General features: G+C 43.0%; 18 protein-coding genes. 9 read left to right on the top strand and 9 right to left on the bottom strand.

Annotation, left to right across the window (positions count from 1 at the left end):
* Positions 1 to 178: 178 nt before the first annotated feature.
* The 4 genes from GQF63_RS08410 to fbaA form a co-directional block, all read right to left on the bottom strand.
* Positions 179 to 688, bottom strand: a complete 510-nt coding sequence (locus GQF63_RS08410) for a hypothetical protein (RefSeq protein WP_160368782.1) — start codon at positions 686 to 688, stop codon at positions 179 to 181.
* A 166-nt stretch (positions 689 to 854) separates the two neighbouring features.
* Positions 855 to 1,196 carry an HPF/RaiA family ribosome-associated protein gene (locus GQF63_RS08405; RefSeq protein WP_160368781.1) on the bottom strand — a complete coding sequence of 114 codons (342 nt, stop codon included), beginning with the start codon at positions 1,194 to 1,196 and terminating at the stop codon, positions 855 to 857.
* A 13-nt stretch (positions 1,197 to 1,209) separates the two neighbouring features.
* Positions 1,210 to 2,091, bottom strand: coding sequence for a tyrosine-type recombinase/integrase (locus tag GQF63_RS08400; protein WP_160368780.1), 882 nt, complete (start codon positions 2,089 to 2,091; stop codon positions 1,210 to 1,212).
* 150 nt (positions 2,092 to 2,241) lie between these two features.
* Positions 2,242 to 3,321 carry a class II fructose-bisphosphate aldolase gene (gene fbaA / locus GQF63_RS08395; protein ID WP_160368779.1) on the bottom strand — a complete coding sequence of 360 codons (1,080 nt, stop codon included), beginning with the start codon at positions 3,319 to 3,321 and terminating at the stop codon, positions 2,242 to 2,244.
* 267 nt (positions 3,322 to 3,588) lie between these two features.
* On the opposite strand from fbaA, the gene GQF63_RS08390 reads away from it, so the two are divergent.
* Genes GQF63_RS08390 through GQF63_RS08380 form a run of 3 tightly spaced genes read left to right on the top strand, consistent with a single transcriptional unit; the run spans position 3,589 to position 6,585 of the window.
* A complete protein-coding gene (locus GQF63_RS08390; protein WP_160368778.1) occupies positions 3,589 to 3,933 on the top strand; it encodes a Spx/MgsR family RNA polymerase-binding regulatory protein in 345 nt (114 codons plus the stop codon).
* 1 nt (position 3,934) lies between these two features.
* Positions 3,935 to 5,899, top strand: coding sequence for a M1 family metallopeptidase (locus GQF63_RS08385; protein WP_160368777.1), 1,965 nt, complete (start codon positions 3,935 to 3,937; stop codon positions 5,897 to 5,899).
* 2 nt (positions 5,900 to 5,901) lie between these two features.
* On the top strand, positions 5,902 to 6,585 hold the full coding sequence (locus GQF63_RS08380; protein ID WP_160368776.1) for a hypothetical protein: 684 nt from the start codon (positions 5,902 to 5,904) through the stop codon (positions 6,583 to 6,585).
* 874 nt (positions 6,586 to 7,459) lie between these two features.
* Here GQF63_RS08380 and GQF63_RS08375 read toward each other — a convergent pair.
* From GQF63_RS08375 to pdxH, 3 genes are read right to left on the bottom strand one after another with little or no spacing between them, the layout of a single operon-like run.
* Positions 7,460 to 8,656 (bottom strand): NADH-quinone oxidoreductase subunit D, encoded by a 1,197-nt coding sequence (locus tag GQF63_RS08375; RefSeq protein WP_160368775.1) that lies wholly within the window; start codon positions 8,654 to 8,656, stop codon positions 7,460 to 7,462.
* A 1-nt stretch (position 8,657) separates the two neighbouring features.
* Entirely contained in the window at positions 8,658 to 9,149 is a 492-nt protein-coding gene (locus GQF63_RS08370) for an NADH-quinone oxidoreductase subunit C (protein WP_160368774.1), read from the bottom strand.
* 3 nt (positions 9,150 to 9,152) lie between these two features.
* On the bottom strand, positions 9,153 to 9,803 hold the full coding sequence (pdxH, locus tag GQF63_RS08365) for a pyridoxamine 5'-phosphate oxidase (RefSeq protein ID WP_160368773.1): 651 nt from the start codon (positions 9,801 to 9,803) through the stop codon (positions 9,153 to 9,155).
* A gap of 131 nt (positions 9,804 to 9,934) precedes the next feature.
* Between pdxH and GQF63_RS08360 the strand changes: the two genes are divergently transcribed.
* The 6 genes from GQF63_RS08360 (at position 9,935) to GQF63_RS08335 (ending at position 16,629) form a co-directional block, all read left to right on the top strand.
* On the top strand, positions 9,935 to 10,501 hold the full coding sequence (locus GQF63_RS08360; RefSeq protein ID WP_160368772.1) for a YqgE/AlgH family protein: 567 nt from the start codon (positions 9,935 to 9,937) through the stop codon (positions 10,499 to 10,501).
* Positions 10,502 to 10,522: 21 nt separating this feature from the next.
* Positions 10,523 to 11,779, top strand: a complete 1,257-nt coding sequence (locus tag GQF63_RS08355) for a PQQ-dependent sugar dehydrogenase (protein ID WP_246163409.1) — start codon at positions 10,523 to 10,525, stop codon at positions 11,777 to 11,779.
* Positions 11,780 to 12,309: 530 nt separating this feature from the next.
* Complete coding sequence (locus tag GQF63_RS08350) at positions 12,310 to 13,554, top strand: ROK family protein (protein ID WP_160368771.1); 1,245 nt, start codon at positions 12,310 to 12,312, stop codon at positions 13,552 to 13,554.
* Between the two features lie 136 nt (positions 13,555 to 13,690).
* Positions 13,691 to 14,455, top strand: coding sequence for a 5'-nucleotidase C-terminal domain-containing protein (locus GQF63_RS08345; RefSeq protein ID WP_160368770.1), 765 nt, complete (start codon positions 13,691 to 13,693; stop codon positions 14,453 to 14,455).
* The gene (locus GQF63_RS08340; protein WP_160368769.1) at positions 14,430 to 15,389 is read left to right on the top strand and encodes a bifunctional metallophosphatase/5'-nucleotidase; all 960 of its coding nucleotides are present in this window, start codon (positions 14,430 to 14,432) and stop codon (positions 15,387 to 15,389) included. The genes GQF63_RS08345 and GQF63_RS08340 overlap by 26 nt, the downstream gene beginning before the upstream one ends.
* A 22-nt stretch (positions 15,390 to 15,411) precedes the next feature.
* A complete protein-coding gene (locus GQF63_RS08335) occupies positions 15,412 to 16,629 on the top strand; it encodes an MFS transporter (protein ID WP_160368768.1) in 1,218 nt (405 codons plus the stop codon).
* Here GQF63_RS08335 and recR read toward each other — a convergent pair.
* Together recR and GQF63_RS08325 are read right to left on the bottom strand one after the other, a co-directional pair.
* Entirely contained in the window at positions 16,626 to 17,240 is a 615-nt protein-coding gene (recR, locus tag GQF63_RS08330) for a recombination mediator RecR (RefSeq protein ID WP_160368767.1), read from the bottom strand. The genes GQF63_RS08335 and recR overlap by 4 nt on opposite strands.
* 96 nt (positions 17,241 to 17,336) lie before the next feature.
* Positions 17,337 to 18,614 (bottom strand): Gfo/Idh/MocA family protein, encoded by a 1,278-nt coding sequence (locus GQF63_RS08325; RefSeq protein ID WP_160368766.1) that lies wholly within the window; start codon positions 18,612 to 18,614, stop codon positions 17,337 to 17,339.
* Positions 18,615 to 18,647 lie beyond the last annotated feature (33 nt).

Raw genomic sequence — 18,647 nt, 5'->3', positions numbered from 1 at the left:
TTTAATCTGGAACAAATCTAAATAATAATAAGATTGATTCCAAATAAATAAGTTGAAGAAAGTAACTCGCCATTCCAACAATATTACAACAAGCTAATTTTAAAGGTTTTAACTCTGTTTTTCAGGAGGAATTATAAGCTAATTTTTTAATAAAAGTCATAAATCCACTGTAAAAAAGCTATAAATTTCCTTTAAATTTCGTGTAATTATCTAACAGCTGAATGCTGGTCAGCTCGTCCAATTGAAACAGATGCGCCCCCCTATTCAGGCGTGAAAACTCGCCATTCACCGGACAAATGCCCATATTTTCTTCCAAAGCATCCCATAATTCGCGCTCCAAGGGAATAAAGGCTAGGGTATTCATGCCTAAGGAACCATTCCAAAAGCGGATTTCATAAGCCGGATGTAATAACTCGTTCAGAAAATAAAGAAATTGATCCAGATCGATGCTCTCTTCGATATTGTGCAGATGGACAGTTTGTTGTTTATAACGAATCAGCATCCCATTGGGTTGGAAAGGTGCGGTGGTTAAGCCTTCTAAATGAAGCATCTTTTCCAGTTTATGGGTAATCTCAAAGGGGGAAGCCAATTCATCCAACCACATACAAAAGTCACAATTTTGCATGATGGTTCTACCATCCACTGTTTTAATCAGTGATTCCAGAATTTTGAGTTTATCTAGCGACATGAGACGGAGGTTTATCCTTAACCTAAAGTTACCTAGAATTTCTTATAGATAAAGCAATTAAGGCCACAGTTGCTATAGTTATTTCGCTACAAATTAGAACTTTAGCGCTTTACATAAAAAAAGCTGCCCCGGGAGGGCAGCTTTTCCTTCTATATCTGTTATTTTCTTAGAATTCTTCTTCTTGATTTAAAATTTCCTTGTGGTTACTGACATTAGTTCGGGTTTTTGTTTTGTGCTTATTAATCTGGCGCCTGATTGACTCAATAGCAATATCTGTTGCTTCTTCAAAGCTCTTTGCCTGTCCTTTGGCAAACATCTGATTTCCAGGAACATTAAATTTCAACTCGACTACCTTGTTCGCTTCGTCATCAACATTTTCCAACCTGAGGTAGCAAACACCTTCGATAATGTTGTCCAAAAACTGATTCAACTTCTCGGTTCTCTTCTTAATGAACTCAATTAACTTTTGGTCTGCATTAAATTTAATAGATTGCACTGTAATGTTCATTTTTCCTCCTTTTTTAAGCCTTTGGATGGGCTTGTTTATAAATTGATTTCAAACGTTCTGCTGAGTTATGCGTATATACTTGCGTTGCGGACAACCCAGCGTGACCTAATAATTCTTTTATCGCATTCAAATCTGCCCCATTGTCTAATAAAGCTGTAGCGAAGGTATGTCTAAGTACGTGAGGACTTCTTTTTTGTTGCGAAGTAATCAGCCCTAGATACCGGGTTACAATCTTATAGATTAGTTTGGGATAGGCAGGCTTCCCTACTTTGCTAACGATTAATTCGGGTATTATGTTTTGAAAACCCTGTTGTTTTTTTTCTAACATATACCTTTTCAACTCGGCAGCTAAATTGGCGTGAATAGGAACGAAACGTTCTTTGCTCCTTTTTCCGAATATAAGTATTTTTTTATTATAAAAGTCAACATCAATGTCCTTAATTTTTAATAATTCCGCCAAACGGATACCGGTTCCAAAAAGAAGCTCCAACACAATAAAATCGCGTAAATCCATAAAGCTCTGCTCCTGTTTCTCCAAGGTTTCCAACAGGTTCACCAATTTGTCCTTTTCCACCACCGTCGGCAGTTTCTTGGGCATCTTTAAGGCTTTAATCAAACCCATCGGATTGGCGCTGTGCAAGCCTTCGCGTTGCAGAAACTTATAGTAGGATTTAATCGAGGAGATGGCCCGATTAACCGTACTGGCTTCCAAACCCGATTCCTTTAAGCTCGAAAAATAATACCGTAAAAACCGATAGTCAGCGTCGGAAAAAGCACATCCTTCCTTTTCCATAAAATCCAGCAATTGCTGAATCTCTTTCTCATAGGCCAAGAGGGTATGCTCCGAATAGCGTTTCTCAAATTGCAGATAATTTATAAAACGATCTTTATACATAGCTCCTTCCCTTTGAAGTAATATTAGGAATTATTTAGCAATAAAAATGTGATTATCGACAAGAATATTCTTGATAGGATTCATTTGACACCAAAATGAGAAAGGCGAGGATGATCCTCGCCTTTCCATATTATATGACAAACGCTTTGCTTAGAGTTTGTTGTTGATATCAATGGCATTCAGCTCTTCGAACGCTTGTTTTAAACGCGTAACGAAAGCTTCCTCTCCTTTTCTTAACCAAACACGTGGGTCGTAGTATTTTTTATTTGGCGAATCAGCACCTTCTGGGTTACCGATCTGTGCTTGCAAGTAGTCGTGGTTCTTCGCTTCGTATGCACGCACGCCATCCCAGAATGCCCATTGCATATCTGTATCGATGTTCATTTTAATAGCACCGTAAGAAATTGCTTCGGTAATTTCTTCTGGCGAAGAGCCTGAACCACCATGGAATACAAAGTTTACAGGTTTCTCTTCTTTCAAGTTGAATTTCTCACGGATATACTCTTGCGAGTTATGCAAAATTACCGGTTGCAACTTCACGTTCCCTGGTTTATAAACACCATGCACATTACCAAAGGCTGCAGCAACGGTAAACTTATCAGAAACTTTAGATAGTTCTTCAAAAGCATAAGCCACTTCTTCCGGCTGGGTATATAATTTAGAGCTATCTACATCGGAATTATCTACGCCATCTTCTTCTCCACCAGTTACACCTAGTTCAATTTCTACAGTCATACCTAGTGGTTTCATGCGCTCTAAATATTTCTTAGAAATCTCAATATTCTCTTCAATAGGCTCTTCAGATAAGTCAAGCATATGCGAGGAGAACAAAGGCTTACCATGTTGCGCAAAAAACTTCTCGCCAGCATCCAATAAACCATCAATCCATGGCAACAATTTCTTGGCAGCGTGGTCTGTATGTAAAATAACAGCAACACCGTAGTGCTCTGCTAATAAATGTACGTGTTGAGCAGCTGACACAGCGCCTAAAATGCAAGCTTGCAAGCCATCATTATTTAAGGACTTCCCTGCATAAAACTGTGCTCCGCCATTCGATAACTGAATAATGACAGGTGAATTAACTGCTTTTGCCGTTTCCATCACAGCATTGATCGAGTTTGTGCCAATAATGTTTACCGCTGGTAAAGCAAACTTCTCTCTTTTAGCGATCTCAAATAACTCTTGTACTTGATCTCCTGTTAAAACACCTTTGAAATCTTTTAGGCTCATAGTTTATCTGTTCTAAGTATTTGTTTATAGGCTCTAAAGATAGCGAATAATTATCAATCGAAAAAATATAGTGTAAAAATTACACTAACTAAAATTCAGCCGGAGAAATGCCGTTAAAATCAACAGCATGCCTCTGTCCTCGGGAAGTTTGCTTCTAAAAAAAAAGCGGCTATGCCCATGATTAGCGCCAAATGACCTAAAATTAACAGTATTTTACAAAGGCATTAGGCAGGATTTAATATCTTTATCCAAAAAACAGGAAAACCTATGTTACAAGTATATGGCATCAAGAATTGCAACAGTGTAAAAAAAGCATTGGATTGGTTAAACGAAAATAAGAAGGAATATGTCTTCCACGATTATAAAAAAGAACCTGCCCAACTCGCGAAATTAGAAGAATGGGAAAAGGAAGTTTCCTGGGAGCAACTACTGAACAAAAAAGGAACAACCTGGCGTAAATTAAGTCCGGAAGAACAGGCACAAGTTACCGATGCCAAATCGGCAAATACCGTTTTACTGGCTAACAACAGCATGATTAAACGCCCGCTTATCGAATCGCCGAAAGGAATTATCGTCGGATTTGATGAACAGGAATACCAAAATAAACTCTAATATGAAGAAAACTTCAATGATGGCTATTGCCTTAGCGGGACTGTGTTTAAGTTTCCAAGGCATCAGCGAAACTTATGCGCAAAGCAAAGAAAGTGTATACGATTATAAAGAGGCTTTTAACCCTCAGTTCTACACCCATTTCGGCAATCCCTACCGATCTGCTTCCGGCAAACCGGGGCATCAATATTGGCAGAACGCCGCCAGCTACGACATTAAAGTAAGCTTAGACGACCAGACCAACCAAGTAAAAGGAACGGTAAAAATCCAATACACCAATAACAGTCCGGATCAGCTTGATTTTATCTGGCTGCAGGTCGAGCAAAATTTATTCAACCAGGCTTCCATCGGCCAGGCCACCGTGCCTTTAACCAATAGTCGCTACGGTTCGGCCGCAACCGCCTTTAATGGAGGCTATACGCTGAGCCAAGTGGTCGATAAAGGGGGCAAAGCCTTAAAACACCAGGTAAATGATACGCGGATGCGTATCGATCTGCCTACTCCTCTTGCTGCCAATGGGGGAAAAACCGAATTCAGCATGGATTTCGCTTATACGGTTCCTGAATACGGTGCCGATCGTACCGGAGTGCTGAAAACCCAAAACGGAAATATCTATGCCATTGCGCAATGGTATCCTAAGCTGGCTGTTTATGACGATATCATGGGCTGGAACAGCCTTCCCTACACCGGACCAGGGGAATTCTACATGGAATACGGCGATTTCAATGTGGAAATTACCGCGCCGGCCAACCACATCGTGGTGATGGGTGGCGAGCTATTGAACCCGCAGGAGGTGTGGACAAAAGATCAGTTAGAACGCTATAATAAGGCTATGAATAGCGATAATACGGTTCTTATTCGTTCGGAGGGCGAGGTGACCCAAGCAAACTCACGCCCCCAAAAGAATACCATAACCTGGAAGTATCGCTTGGAGAACGCCCGCGACGTCGCTTGGGCATCTTCCAAAGCCTTCATTCTCGATGGCGCAAAGATAAACCTGCCTAGCGGGAAAAAAGCTTTGGCCCTATCGGCTTACCCCAAAGAAAGTAACGGTGGTAATGCCTGGGAGAGGTCGACCGAATATACCAAAGCATCCATTGAATATTATTCCAAAAAATGGATGGAATACCCCTACCCGGTTGCCGTTAATGTGGCCTCCAATGTAGGCGGTATGGAATACCCCGGCATTGTGTTCTGTGGCCACCGCGCCAAAGCCGCTAACCTATGGGGCGTAACAGACCATGAGTTTGGCCATATTTGGTTCCCTATGATCGTCGGATCCAACGAAAGACTCCATGCCTGGATGGATGAAGGCTTTAATACCTTCATTAACGACCTATCTACCGAAGCCTTTAACAAGGGCGAATACAACCGCTCGATGGGCAGCAAGAACGCCATGACTCCGGTGCTCATGGACCCTAAATTGGAACCCATTATGAGTAGCCCTCAAGGCATGAAGGAAAGAAATATTGGTGTATTGGCCTATTACAAGCCTGCTTATGCGCTTCATATGTTACGCGATGAAGTATTAGGTGCCGAGCGATTTGATGCTGCCTTCAAGAAGTACATTGAATACTGGGCCTATAAACACCCACAACCGGATGATTTCTTCCGCACGATGGAGAATGAAACCGGCGAAAACTTAGCTTGGTTTTGGCGCGGCTGGTTTTTAAATAACTGGCAATTGGATCAGGCGATTTTCGATGTACATTATCCGGATTTGGATCCTACAAAAGGAGCCATCATCAGCATTAGCAACCTGCAAAAAATGGCCATGCCTGTTGTAGTTGAAGCAACCACTGTTTCAGGAAAGAAAATAAGACATAAATTGCCTGCAGAAATCTGGGAAAGAAACCAAAGCTGGCGCTTTTTGTTAAATAGCACAGAGAAACTAAGTACCGTAAAAATAGACCCAGATCAGGTATATCCCGATAGCAATCCGGAAAATAACGTCTGGAAATCAAAATAGCAATGAAAAATAGCAAACATATCCTCATCTGTACCCTGTTGTTGTTAGGCAGCTGGATGTATGGTTCCGCCCAGGAAATAAAAGGCCTGGTTTTCGATCTGCAAAGCAGCCAACGCCTGTCTGATGTATTAATTGAGAACCTGCAAAACAAGAAATCTGTACGTAGTAATGCCGATGGTAGTTTTACCATTCCCGGCCAGAAAAATGATTACCTGGTGCTGCACGCCAAAGGCTACGAGCGAGATACCGCTTTCGTATACCAGGATGGCGTGTCACGAATCTACCTGATTCGCGATAAGAGCATCATCCGTATCGATGAAGTAACCGTAAGCAGAATGACCGACAGCCGCTTAAACATGGAAATCGCCAAAGCGAAAAACAATAGTCAGGCGGTAGAAACCAGTAAAACCAGAGGTGGCTTACGCATCTCTCCTTCGCGCCTATTTGGCAAAGAAGCCAAGATTGCCCGCAACAGCATCCGCGTGTTGGAACTGGAACAAGAACAACGCATGGTTGATCGCGTATTTACCAATGAGCTGATTTTGTCCTTAATAAAACTCCCAAATGATCAACTGGCCTTATTTAAAGATAAATACAGACCTAGCTATGAGTTTGTTAAACAGGCCCGCAAAGAAGATTTAACCGCTTATATTTTGGATGCGTATGCCAAATTCAAAAAACAGTAAAAGGGGTTAAAGAAAAATATTAAAATGAAATGCCTTGGATGTAAAATGCCAAGGCATTTTTTAATGCGATCATCGTGCTGTCGTCGTTAGCTGGGACCCTTTTGTCATCAGTTTATCATCAGTTTACCACGGTTTTGTCACCGTTTTATCATGGTGCTGTCATCGTGAGCGGAGTCGAACGACTGGTACGTCAATACAATCAGCAATACCTAACAATCTTATTAACAGCCCGTTACAAAAACATGTCATTGGTAGCGGAGTCGAACGATTGGTACGTCAATACAAACCAAAATATATAACAACCTTATTTACAGCGCTTTCCACAAACATGTCATTGGTACCGGAAGCGAACGATTAGTGCATCAATATGATCAACAACATTTAGCACGTTTATTAATCATACTTTTTTAAACTGAAAAGCAGAGGTATTAATATTAATGATTGCACTGACGTACCAGTCGTTCGTGGTTCGACTCCGCTCACCATGACAAAACGATATCAAAACGATGACAAAACGGCGACAAAAACGATGACGTCACGACATGCTCATACCTCCTATCTCACATCCCCCTTTCTCACCCCTTTCACTCCCCTTTCACACCCGTATCAAGCCCCTTTCAAGTGGGCTCATATAGGGAATAAAAAAAGGAGATAATTAGCTTATAAAATAATCATATCAGAAAAAGGAAGCTAGCAAAGTAAGGGAAAGGGACAATCAACATCCGTCATAAACACGCATAAAAAGAGAAAGGGTTGCAATCTGGCAATTGCAACCCTAACTATTAACCAATTATAAACTTAAATTATGAGACAGCAAAGATAGGAATAAAACTAATAAGTCCTAATCTTTTTTGCGTTTTTTTGCGTGTTTTATTTACCTATCGACCTCACCAAGCACAATATCGATGGAACCCAGGATGGCTATCAAATCTGCAATCAATACCCCTTTGCCTAACTCCGGCAATACCGACAAGTTATTAAAGCTTGGCCCTCTGGCCTTTACCCGTTTCGGAACATCTGTTTTATCGGCAGTCACAAAATAAAACCCGAGCTCGCCTTTTGGATTTTCAGCACGCACATAATAATCCTGTGCTTTTAAATTGACCTTTTTCGGCACTAAAGCGCGCGGATCAAAATCAACCGTCCGCTTATAATCACTTAGCAAACGATCTAAGCATTGCTCGATAATTTTCACTGATTGCTTCACTTCTTCGACGCGCACTTGATAGCGATCCCAGCAGTCGCCAAGGCTTCCCATCTCCCCTTTTCCAACCGGGATATCGAAATCCAGCTCGGGGTATACCGAGTAGCCATCGACGCGGCGCAAATCCCATTTAATACCGGATGCGCGAAGCATAGGTCCGGAACAACCGTAATTAATAGCGACATCGGCAGGCAATACACCAATATTGGCGGTACGGGAAATAAAGATCTGATTATTGGAAAGGAGCTCATCCAGCTCTACCAACTTGGGTTTGAAATAATGGATAAACTCTTTACAGCGTTCCTCAAACTGCACGGGCACATCGTAGAACAAGCCACCAATCCAGATGTAATTATACAACATCCTAGAGCCGGAAGCCCATTCCAGCATATTCATGATATGTTCCCGATCGCGGAAGCACCACATAAAAGGCGTAAAAGCGCCAATATCGATACCATAGGTACCGATGGCAATAAGGTGGGAGGCGATGCGATTCAATTCGCAGACCAACACCCGAATATATTCAACCCGCTTGGGGATCTTTTGATCCAAACCCAGCATCCGCTCGACGCCCATCACAAAGGCATGGCTATTGTTCATCGATGCCAGGTAGTCGAGGCGATCGGTAAAGGGAATGCTCTTGGTATAATTTATGGATTCGGCATGCTTATCAAAACAGCGATGCAGATAGCCCAAATGCGGAATAATTTCTTTAACAATTTCCCCGTCGGTGATCAGCTCTAAACGCAATACACCATGCGTGGAGGGGTGCTGTGGCCCCATATTGATGACCATTTCCTGCGCGGAAACAGCGGCTATTTTTTCCCGGTATTGCGCGAGACCGGCTTGATACTTTTCGTTGCCCATGTTACTTTACTGAAATACCATGATAGGTTTCCGGATCCTGATAATCTTTCCGTAAGGGATAGCCTTGCCAATCGTCGGGCATTAAAATGCGACGTAGATCAGGATGCCCTTCAAAATAAATCCCCATTAAATCAAAAGCCTCTCGTTCATGCCAATCAGCTGTTCGCCAAACCTCGGAAACCGAAGGCGCCGTCGGCAGCTCTTCCGAGGAACGATTGTTCTCCAGTTTCACTTTTAAAACCAACTGCTGTTGATAGGGAATGGACGTGAGGTGATACACCAGCTCGAAATAAGGCTCGGGATAATAATCAACCGCAGCAATATCGGCTAGGAAATCGAAATAATAACCCTCGGTATCCCGAAGGAAATAACATACTTGTTTCAGATACTGCGGGTTTAGGTAGATGGCCGGTTGCAGCCCGCTGGTTTCCAGGGACTGTACCGCATCGGGATGGATGTGTTTTTCCAGGCTGGAATAGATTTTTTCTATCATTGCTTAAGGGGAAATTCGTTTAATGGTCCAGTCTTCCTGATTTTTTAAATACACAATGCGGTCGTGCAAACGACTGCTGCGGCCTTGCCAAAACTCCATACGATGTGGACTCAGCAAATAGCCTCCCCAATGTTGAGGACGTGGAATGGGCCCATCGCCAAAGGCGGCAGTTAAGGCTTCAACACGCTCCTCCAAGGTACGCCGATCGGGCAACACCTGGCTCTGCGCCGATGCCACCGCCCCTATCTGCGAACCGCGCGGACGAGAAGCGAAATACTCATCCGAATCGGCCTCCGGAAGGCGCGACACCTCCCCTTCGATGCGAACCTGACGTTGTAATTCAGGCCAGAAGAACAAGCAGCTGACCTTCGGATTTTCCAACATCTCGGCACCCTTACGGCTATCGTAATTCGTGAAGAAACTAAAACCTGCAGCACTCAGGTCTTTCAACAACACAATCCGCGAGGAAGGTTGCAGGTCGCTGGAGACAGTCGAAAGGACCATCGCATTCACTTCCACAACTTCGCTACGGATAGCTTCATTAAACCATTTCTCAAACTGATTTAGGGGATTTCCCAAAACGTCCAGCTCGCTTAAACTGCTTAGCGCATAGTCTTGCCGAATGGCCGCTATGGCGGTGTGTTGAATAGACATAGTGACAAATTATTTCATACAAACTTAACCAATTCTCTAGCTTTTAAGGCTTCATTACAGAAAATAATTGACCTTTTTATACGATTTACAACAATATTATATAAATTTGATAGACTAACAGGTTCATACTTATGTTCAACGAATTCATACCAAAACGCGGAAGCTTAATACTCTCAGAACCCTTTATGCTGGATCAGAATTTTGAGCGCTCGGTTGTCTTGCTTTGTGAACACGAAGAAGAAAGTGGAACCGTCGGCTTAATATTGAACCACCGCTCTGTGCTGTACCTCTCTGATGTACTCGATGGCATGGAAAATGTGGATATCCCTTTGTATTTCGGCGGCCCCGTAGAGGGAGACGCGCTGTTCTTTGTGCATAAAGCCTATGACAAGCTATTAAGTGGCAATCATATTCAAGACGACCTGTATTGGGGTGGCGACTTTGAAAAACTGAAAGAATTGCTAAAGGAGGAGGAAATAGGATCCGAAGAGGTAAAATTATTCTTAGGCTATTCAGGCTGGTCGCCGGGACAGCTGAACGAAGAAATAAAGCTTAACTCTTGGGCGGTACACAACTCTTTTAATATCGACTTGGCCTTTATTACCGACGGAGAAGACCTTTGGAAGGAAGCCATCATTAGCATGGGCCCTAAATATGCGCATGTGGCCAATTTCCCGAAGAGACCTGAATTCAACTAAACCCATATAAACACATTACACATGAATAAACATCTTTCAAAAATTCTTTTCTGCGCTGTCACGACGAGCTTCATGGCTTGTAATGGAGCAAACTCTGCGGCAAATAACCCGCAGGATAGCACTACACAAGACACGACCAAGCTGCCTCCCGTAGAAAAGAATAAAGCCAATACAGACTACAAACCTGCTTTCGAGGGGCAAACCCGCATTGCAGGCGTAAAAACAAACACCCCCTTTGAGGGCAAAGTGATTGCCGAAGGCCTTAAACAGCCTTGGGGAATCGTGGAATTGCCGAACGGCAAACTCCTGATCACGGAGAAGAACGGTACATTACGTTTAATGGACCTGGCTGCAGGAAAGCTCGGCGAGCCTATTAACGGTGCCCTAAAACCAGCAACAGATGGTCAAGGTGGTTTACTAGGCATTACCATCGACCCTGATTTCGCCTCAAACAGAACGGTATATTATACGTTTTCAGAACCTACAGCTGATGGCAAAAACCATACAGCCGTAGCCAAAGCGACCCTTTCTGCAGATGAGAAATCCTTAGAAGGATCTACAGTGATCTATCAAGCGCTTCCGTCCTATGCTGGAAATCTGCACTTCGGTGGACGCATCTTATTCGATAAGGCTGGAAATCTATTTGTATCAACCGGTGAGCGCTCCGATTTGGAAACCCGCCCGCAAGCACAGCAGCTCAATTCTGCATTAGGAAAAATCCTTCGCATAACGAAAGATGGAAAACCGGTTGCTGGAAATCCGTTTGAAGGAAAAGGCGATGCAAAACCTGAAATCTATAGCTACGGTCACCGTAATGTGCAAGGCTTGGCCTTCCATCCGGAAACCGGTGATTTATGGGATTCAGAATTCGGCCCACGTGGTGGTGATGAGATCAACCTCATTAAAGCCGGAACGAATTACGGATGGCCAACCATTACTTACGGTATTGAATACAAAGGTGGGCCGGTAGGAAATCCTCCACTACAACAAAAAGAAGGATTGGAACAACCTGTTTACTATTGGGATCCGGTATTATCGCCTAGCGGTATGACTTTCTACACCGGCAGCAATGTACCGGAATGGAAAAACAACCTATTTATTGCCGGTTTAAGCAGCACCCATATCGCCAGATTGGTCATTGAAAACAATAAGGTGGTAGGTGAAGAAAGATTATTACTTTCCGAAGGCCAACGCTTCCGCGATATTATCCAAAGTAAGGATGGCGCCCTATACGCCGTTACAGACGCAGGAAAATTATACAAAATTGACAAAAAATAATTAGGCTATAAAAGCTACCATAAAGCCCGGTGTTCCCGGGCTTTTTTGCATTTAGCATTCTAAAAAAGACTTTTATATCCGATTATCCTGATAATATTACAATTCCCATTCAACGTAACTCTTCCCGCGTTGAAAACAATAAACCCTGTCAATATTTTAAAAATATTAAACTGAGATTAATTTCATTGCTCAAATATTCATTTTTATCCGTAGGAATTAATATTTAATCCGTATTATTGACACAATTATTAACAAAGTTAAAGAATGAAATCAAATCTAAGCAAGAAAACAGAACTGGCTTTATGCTTAATATTTTCATATTAAGAAACAAATATGTTATTTTTAAATTTATAAGACTTAAACTCGTTTAATTTTTACTTATATTTGAATCAAAAACTACTCACCTGATAATGATTAAAATATTATTATATAACTATTTTTATAATTTAAATCATTAATATTACAACCTATATTAAGCAACGTGAGGGCGTATACTATAAATACCCATCCTATATTTAGCAAAAAATACAATGAATTCAGTTGAAAAACTATTTATTAATCCAACGAATAAAAATCTAAAACTAGCGCGAACAGCAAAAAAGAAATTTAAGGTGTTACAAGCTGTTTACGAAAAAGGCAAGGCTTCTGTAAATGAATTAATGACAAGCCTTGACCTCAGCTTCCCCACCTTAAACAGCTTACTCATTGAGTTATTAGACCAAAACCTAATCACTCAACATGAACGTGGAGAATCGATCGGCGGAAGAAAACCTAACTTATACGAATTGCGCGATGAACTTTTTCGTGTATTATGTATAGAAATGGACCGCTTTGGCCTTAAAATAAACTATATCGATAATAATTGTAATTTCTTAGGAAAAGGAAAACGCTATCCCTTGAGCTTAAGTCGTGACTTAAGCAACCTCCCTGCCTTTATTGATCTGGTAAAAAAATATGTAAGCGATGAGAAAATTGACTGGAATCAAATATCCGGATTATCCATCTCGATGCCCGGTCTTATTAATAAGGACAACGGGGAAAACTACACCTTCTTTTACGAACCTAACTTCAACCTGCAACAGCACCTGGAGGAAGCATTCGGAAAAACAATCTTAATCTCTAACGACATCAATATTGCATCGGTCGCCGAAATGAACTTCGGGCTCATGCGAAACAGAGCCGATGGTCTGGTGATCTTAATGGATTGGGGAGTTTCTTTAGGTATTATCGCCAATGGAAAACTTTTCCTCGGCAAAAATGGCTTCGCCGGAGAAATGGGACATATCAGCTTTGTGGAAGATGGCGAACTCTGCTATTGCGGAAAACGTGGTTGCCTGGAAACGGTAGCCTCCGGAACTGCCCTGGTGAAACGCGCGAAAGCCGACATTGCCAATGGCATCCCGACCTTGATTACGAATATGTTTGAAGACCAAGACCTCCGCCCTACCGACATCCTACGTGCTGCCGCAGACGGAGATCAATACGCCATCGAATTAATATCGGATATCAGCTCTCAGCTAGGCAAGGCCATTGCGCAATTCCTGCAAGTGTTAAACCCTGAATGCATTATCCTTGCCGGAACCTTCGCGAATGCCGCATCCTTAATCACCAACCCTATTCAGCAACAGATCCAGACCTACAGCATGGGTAAGATTTCCAAGAACTGCGAACTTCATGTCTCACAGCTCGGTGAAAACGGTCCGGTATTAGGGCTTTCCAGGTATTTTATTGAACGCTACTTTGAAGACAAGCTTAAAATGGGAGAAAACAATTGATTTCTAAGCCTTTCCTCGTTCCTCCATTAAATTCCCGTCACTAGAAGATTAATATTTTATCATTTCCGCGATTTTAAATCTGCATAAATTCTTATTCTACGCCAATCTTAATACCTTTGCGTATTAATTTCACGCTATGGGAGTATTTAAGCTAAGGGTGGTTAACCTTCTGTTGTTTTCCAGCCTGCTACTGACTGCTTCGTGTAAATCCTCGTATTACCAAGCAGCAGTCAATAACAAACAAATGATTGCCATCGACAGCACAATCGCTGAAGATAGCAGCATCAAAAATTACATCGAACCCTTTAAAGTAAAGCTCGACCAAGAAATGAACAGGGTAATAGGTACTGCTGCAGCACCTATGATTCATAATCGGAATCTCCCAGAAACCCTGCTCAGCAACTTCTTCGTGGATGCGCTATTGCAGATTGGCCGCCAGATTGACCCGGAGGTTTCTTTCTCCATGGCCACAAAAGACGGTATCCGCAGCAGCATAAAGCAAGGCGATGTAACGGTTCGCACTATTTTCGAGTTGATGCCTTTTGAGAATTACATCTGCATCCTGGAGCTAAAAGGCTCCGATGTGATGACCTTGGCACACTTTATTGCGAAAACAAACGGCCAACCGATCGGGAATAGCAGCATCATCATCAAAGACAAGAAGCTGGTTGATTTTAAAATCGACGGCAAAGCGATCGATCCCAATAAGACTTACAAATTAGCGACCTACGATTTTGTCGCTAATGGTGGCGACCTTGTTGAAGGCCTCAGCAACCCCGTACACGCCTTCACCAGCCCGGAGCGCGTGCGCGAAGCCCTCATCAGCTATGTAGAATCTTTAACAAAAGCAGGTAAAAAAGTTGAATCAGCATTAGATGGAAGAGTTAAAATCAGTGAATAGAAGAGGATTCCTCAAGCAGTTGATGGCACTAGGTGCCACGGCCGGCTTAAGCACTTTACCCATGGATGGTTTTGGAAAAGCAAGTCAGGTAAAGCTGAGCATTCTGCACACAAACGATGTACATAGTCGTATTGAGCCTTTTCCGATGGATGGTTCTCGTTTTCAAGGTTTAGGCGGTGTCGCCCGCCGAAGTACCTTAATCAATAAGATTAGAGCCGAAGAACGCAACGTCCTTCTTTTTGACGCGGGAGATATGTTCCAGGGCACGCCCTATTTCAATGTCTTCGATGGACGCGTTGAGTTAGAACTGATGTCGAAGCTAGGTTATGATGCCGGCACTTTCGGCAACCATGAGTTCGACAATGGCTTAACAGGTCTATTGAAACATTTTGATAAGGCAAACTTCCCGTTTATCACTTCGAATTATAATTTTAAAGGCACGGTGCTGGAAGGCAAAACCAAAGATTATGTTGTTTTCCAGAAGCAGGGTGTCAAAATTGGGGTATTCGGTGTAGGTGTAGACCTCAATGGGCTAGTTGATCCGAAAAGCTATGAAGGGATGACGATCTCCGACCCTATAGAAACAGCCAATCGCCTCACGCCTTTCCTTAAGAAAGAATTGAAATGCGACTTAATCTGCTGCCTTTCTCATATTGGCTACGCTTATGACACAGAGAAGGTTTCAGACCTCTTGCTTGCTAAAAACTCCAGGTACATCGACTTAATCATCGGTGGCCATACGCATACTTTCTTAGATAAACCTACGGAAGTAATGAACCTCGATAATCAAATCACCTTGGTAAATCAAACCGGACGCTCAGGCGTGAACCTGGGTCGGGTCGACTTTATCTTCGATAAACAAAAAGGCACGAAAAAGTTTGTCGCTCACAATTACGTGATTGACGCCTCCCTCGATCGAAAATCTTACGCATAATACGACATAAACATCATCTATATTGAAAGCATTACTCCGAATCTACATTAATTCTTACAAAGGTCTGTCGCCAGCCGCTTGGCTGCTTGCATTGGTTATGTTAATTAACCGTACAGGTTCTATGGTTATTCCTTTTTTAGGGATCTATATGTCGTCGGAGTTGCATTTTACGAAGCCCCAGATCGGTATTGTACTCGGCTGCTTTGGCTTGGGTGCCGTTTGCGGCTCCTGGCTTGGGGGCTGGCTAACAGATAAACTCGGAAACTACCATGTGCAGGTATGGAGTTTAATAGGTGTTATTCCGCTCTTCCTGATCCTGCCTAACTTCAAGACCTTTGAAGGCTTAGCCTTTATGATCTTTGCTTTATCCTTGGTAGCTGATGTTTTCCGACCTGCCAACTCGGTATCGGTTGCACGCTATGCAAAACCTGAGAACATCACCCGTGCCTATTCCTTAAACCGGATGGCGGTTAACCTAGGCTTTTCCATCGGACCAGCCTTAGGCGGGTTTTTAGCTGGATTTTCTTACGACTGGATATTCTACGGCAATGCAATCGGTGCCGCAGGTGCTGCTATCGTGTTTGTTTACTTCTTCCGCAATAGAAGTCCGAAAACAGACTTACAAGCCGTCCATACCAAATCCCTGGAAGAACCTTCCCAACCAGAAAAGAATGCCTATACCGATGGCTTATTCATCATCTTCAGTATTATATGTTGTTTCTTTTCCATGGCATTTTTCCAGTTATTAGGCACCCTATCCCTCTTCTATAAGGAAGTGCATGCTTTGGAAACGAGTCAAATCGGTTTATTATTGGGCTTCAGCGGATTTGTGATTGTTCTCTTTGAAATGGTATTGGTGCATTTGGTAGAGCACCGCTTCAGTGTTAGGCAGATTATGCTGTGGGGAACGGCAATTTCCGGATTCTCTTACCTGATGTTAAACCTGGATTTCGGTATCTTCTGGCTATTCTGTGCGATGTTCCTGCTGTCTACCGGAGAAATGCTCACCCTTCCATTTACAGCCACCGTGGCGATACAGCGGGCAGGAAAAAATAACCAAGGCGCCTACATGGGATTAAACTCCCTGTCCTTCGCCTTTGCCAATATTTTCGCGGCTTATATCGGCACTTACCTAGCCGATCACTTTGGCTATAACACCCTGTGGTGGGTTACAGGAAGTACCCTGATCTTATGTGGAGTAGGATTCTATTGGATTATCGGGAAGATGAAAACGCGTTAACCCACATTACGTTCGTACGGAACGCGGGTCGCGATGGAGCGGCCAAGGGTAATCTCATCCACATATTCCAGTTCGCCCCCGAAAGAAATTCCGCGTGCAATCGTACTGATCTGCACTTGAAATTCCCGCAGCTTGCGGTAGAGGTAGAAGATGGTCGTATCCCCTTCCATGGTTGCACTCAAGGCTAAGATCACCTCTTTTACTTCCGTGTTGCGCAAGCGTTCGATTAAGCCTTCAATCTTTAAATCGGCGGGCCCTACCCCTTCCATGGGGGAAATCAAGCCACCCAGCACATGATATACCCCATTGAATTGATTGGTATTTTCAATGGCCATCACATCGCGGGTATCCTCTACGACACATATCAAGCTATGATCGCGCTTCGGCGAGCTACAGATTTCACAAACTTCCAGATCGGCAATATTAAAACAGGTTTTGCAATACTTAATATCGCTCTTCAAGCGATCCAAGGATTGGGTAAAGCGCGACACATCGGCATCGGATTGCTTTAACAAATGCAATACTAAGCGCAATGCGGTTTTCTTTCCCACGCCCGGCAGCTTTCCAAATTCTTCTACAGCCTGTTCTAAAAGTTTTGATGAAAAATTCATTCGCCAAAATTACGAAAATATAAAGCAAAAAAATGCGGTTGTAAACTTAAACATACAACCGCAAGCCTATATTTTTAATAAAGTATACGCCTTTATCTAGAAATCCATGTAATTCCAGGAACCGCGATAAGGTCTGGTTTTAAGGTTATTGGCATAGGCATTATCAAACTGCTCTTTCCTAGGGTCCCATTTCAAGGGTTTCTGCAATTGATAGGCGATATTTGCCGCATTGCATACAGAAGCCGTACGATGGCCTACCTCGACATCACAAATAGGCTTCGAGCGTTTTTTAATCGCATCGATAAAGTCCTTATAATGGTTTTCCGAATAATAGATTTTACGATCCTTTTCGGCAATCTGTAGCTTCGGTAAATCGGCCTTATCCGATGCCAGCAATTCCCGCGACACCTCAATCTTACCCTCCGTTCCTAAAAACTGAATCGCATTATTCTTGCCCCAGCTTCTGTGATGTACCTTTATGCCGTTTTTATAGGTGAAATACAAGCCTTCTTTGGCATTTGCTGTCTCTGGAGGGGTAAAAGAAACCGGACCGGAATCATCCATATCCAACGCCCATTGTACAATATCAAACATATGTGCTCCCCAGTCGGTGATATAGCCACCACCAAAACCATGATATAAGCGCCACATGGCCCATTCCTTACTATCTACTAATGGACTTAATACCGGATGATAACCACGGTATAGCGATGGCCCCACCCACATGTCCCAATCCAAATGCGCCGGAGCTTCCAGCCAAGGCAAATCACATTCCTTTACAGGCTCCCCAACATGAACATTAATCTCTTTTATATCGCCGATATAACCATTACGAATCAAGTCAACCGCTTGGCGGAAGTTATAAAAAGAGCGTTGCATACTGCCTGTCTGCAATACCCGTTTGTATTTTCGGGTGGCATTGACCATAGCGCGGCCCTCATCGATGGTTAACGATAATGGTTTCTCACAATAGATATCCTTGCCTGCTTTGGCGGCATGTATTACATGCAGAGCATGCCAATGGTCAGGCGAAGCCACCACCACCGCATCAATATCTTTGCGTTCCAACAATTCCCGATAATCCTTATACCCTTGCACCTGATGACCCGATTTCTCGGCATTCTTTTTATTGGCTTTGTCCAAAAACCTATTCAGTTTGCTGCTATCCACATCTGCGGCGGCCAGCACCATGGTTTCGGGTTGCCCCATCAAACCATTCAACAGGGTGCCCACTTGTTTTCCAACGCCAATATATCCTAGGTTAATCCGATCGCTGGGGGCAATAAAGCCAGGCCCTCCGAGCACATGGCGCGGCATGATGCTAAATGCAGCTGCTCCTAATGCAGCAGAACTGATAAATTTTCTTCTATTCATGTGAGGTTTAGTTGTTTGATCTGTTAGGTTTAA

The sequence above is a fragment of the Sphingobacterium humi genome (genome assembly GCF_009768885.1).
Lineage (GTDB): Bacteria > Bacteroidota > Bacteroidia > Sphingobacteriales > Sphingobacteriaceae > Sphingobacterium > Sphingobacterium humi.
The sequence above is the reverse complement of the archived record's forward strand: the minus strand, read 5'-3'. Positions and strand labels throughout refer to the sequence as shown.

Coding starts and splice junctions, on each gene's coding strand:
- fbaA (WP_160368779.1), bottom strand. CDS start 3,321: ATGAGCCTAAAAGATTTCAAAGGTGTTTTAACAGGAGATCAAGTACAA.
- GQF63_RS08385 (WP_160368777.1), top strand. CDS start 3,935: ATGAAGAAAACTTCAATGATGGCTATTGCCTTAGCGGGACTGTGTTTA.
- GQF63_RS08360 (WP_160368772.1), top strand. CDS start 9,935: ATGTTCAACGAATTCATACCAAAACGCGGAAGCTTAATACTCTCAGAA.
- pdxH (WP_160368773.1), bottom strand. CDS start 9,803: ATGTCTATTCAACACACCGCCATAGCGGCCATTCGGCAAGACTATGCG.
- recR (WP_160368767.1), bottom strand. CDS start 17,240: ATGAATTTTTCATCAAAACTTTTAGAACAGGCTGTAGAAGAATTTGGA.
- GQF63_RS08390 (WP_160368778.1), top strand. CDS start 3,589: ATGTTACAAGTATATGGCATCAAGAATTGCAACAGTGTAAAAAAAGCA.
- GQF63_RS08400 (WP_160368780.1), bottom strand. CDS start 2,091: ATGTATAAAGATCGTTTTATAAATTATCTGCAATTTGAGAAACGCTAT.
- GQF63_RS08410 (WP_160368782.1), bottom strand. CDS start 688: ATGTCGCTAGATAAACTCAAAATTCTGGAATCACTGATTAAAACAGTG.
- GQF63_RS08405 (WP_160368781.1), bottom strand. CDS start 1,196: ATGAACATTACAGTGCAATCTATTAAATTTAATGCAGACCAAAAGTTA.
- GQF63_RS08350 (WP_160368771.1), top strand. CDS start 12,310: ATGAATTCAGTTGAAAAACTATTTATTAATCCAACGAATAAAAATCTA.
- GQF63_RS08370 (WP_160368774.1), bottom strand. CDS start 9,149: ATGATAGAAAAAATCTATTCCAGCCTGGAAAAACACATCCATCCCGAT.
- GQF63_RS08340 (WP_160368769.1), top strand. CDS start 14,430: ATGGAAGAGTTAAAATCAGTGAATAGAAGAGGATTCCTCAAGCAGTTG.
- GQF63_RS08345 (WP_160368770.1), top strand. CDS start 13,691: ATGGGAGTATTTAAGCTAAGGGTGGTTAACCTTCTGTTGTTTTCCAGC.
- GQF63_RS08355 (WP_246163409.1), top strand. CDS start 10,523: ATGAATAAACATCTTTCAAAAATTCTTTTCTGCGCTGTCACGACGAGC.
- GQF63_RS08380 (WP_160368776.1), top strand. CDS start 5,902: ATGAAAAATAGCAAACATATCCTCATCTGTACCCTGTTGTTGTTAGGC.
- GQF63_RS08375 (WP_160368775.1), bottom strand. CDS start 8,656: ATGGGCAACGAAAAGTATCAAGCCGGTCTCGCGCAATACCGGGAAAAA.
- GQF63_RS08325 (WP_160368766.1), bottom strand. CDS start 18,614: ATGAATAGAAGAAAATTTATCAGTTCTGCTGCATTAGGAGCAGCTGCA.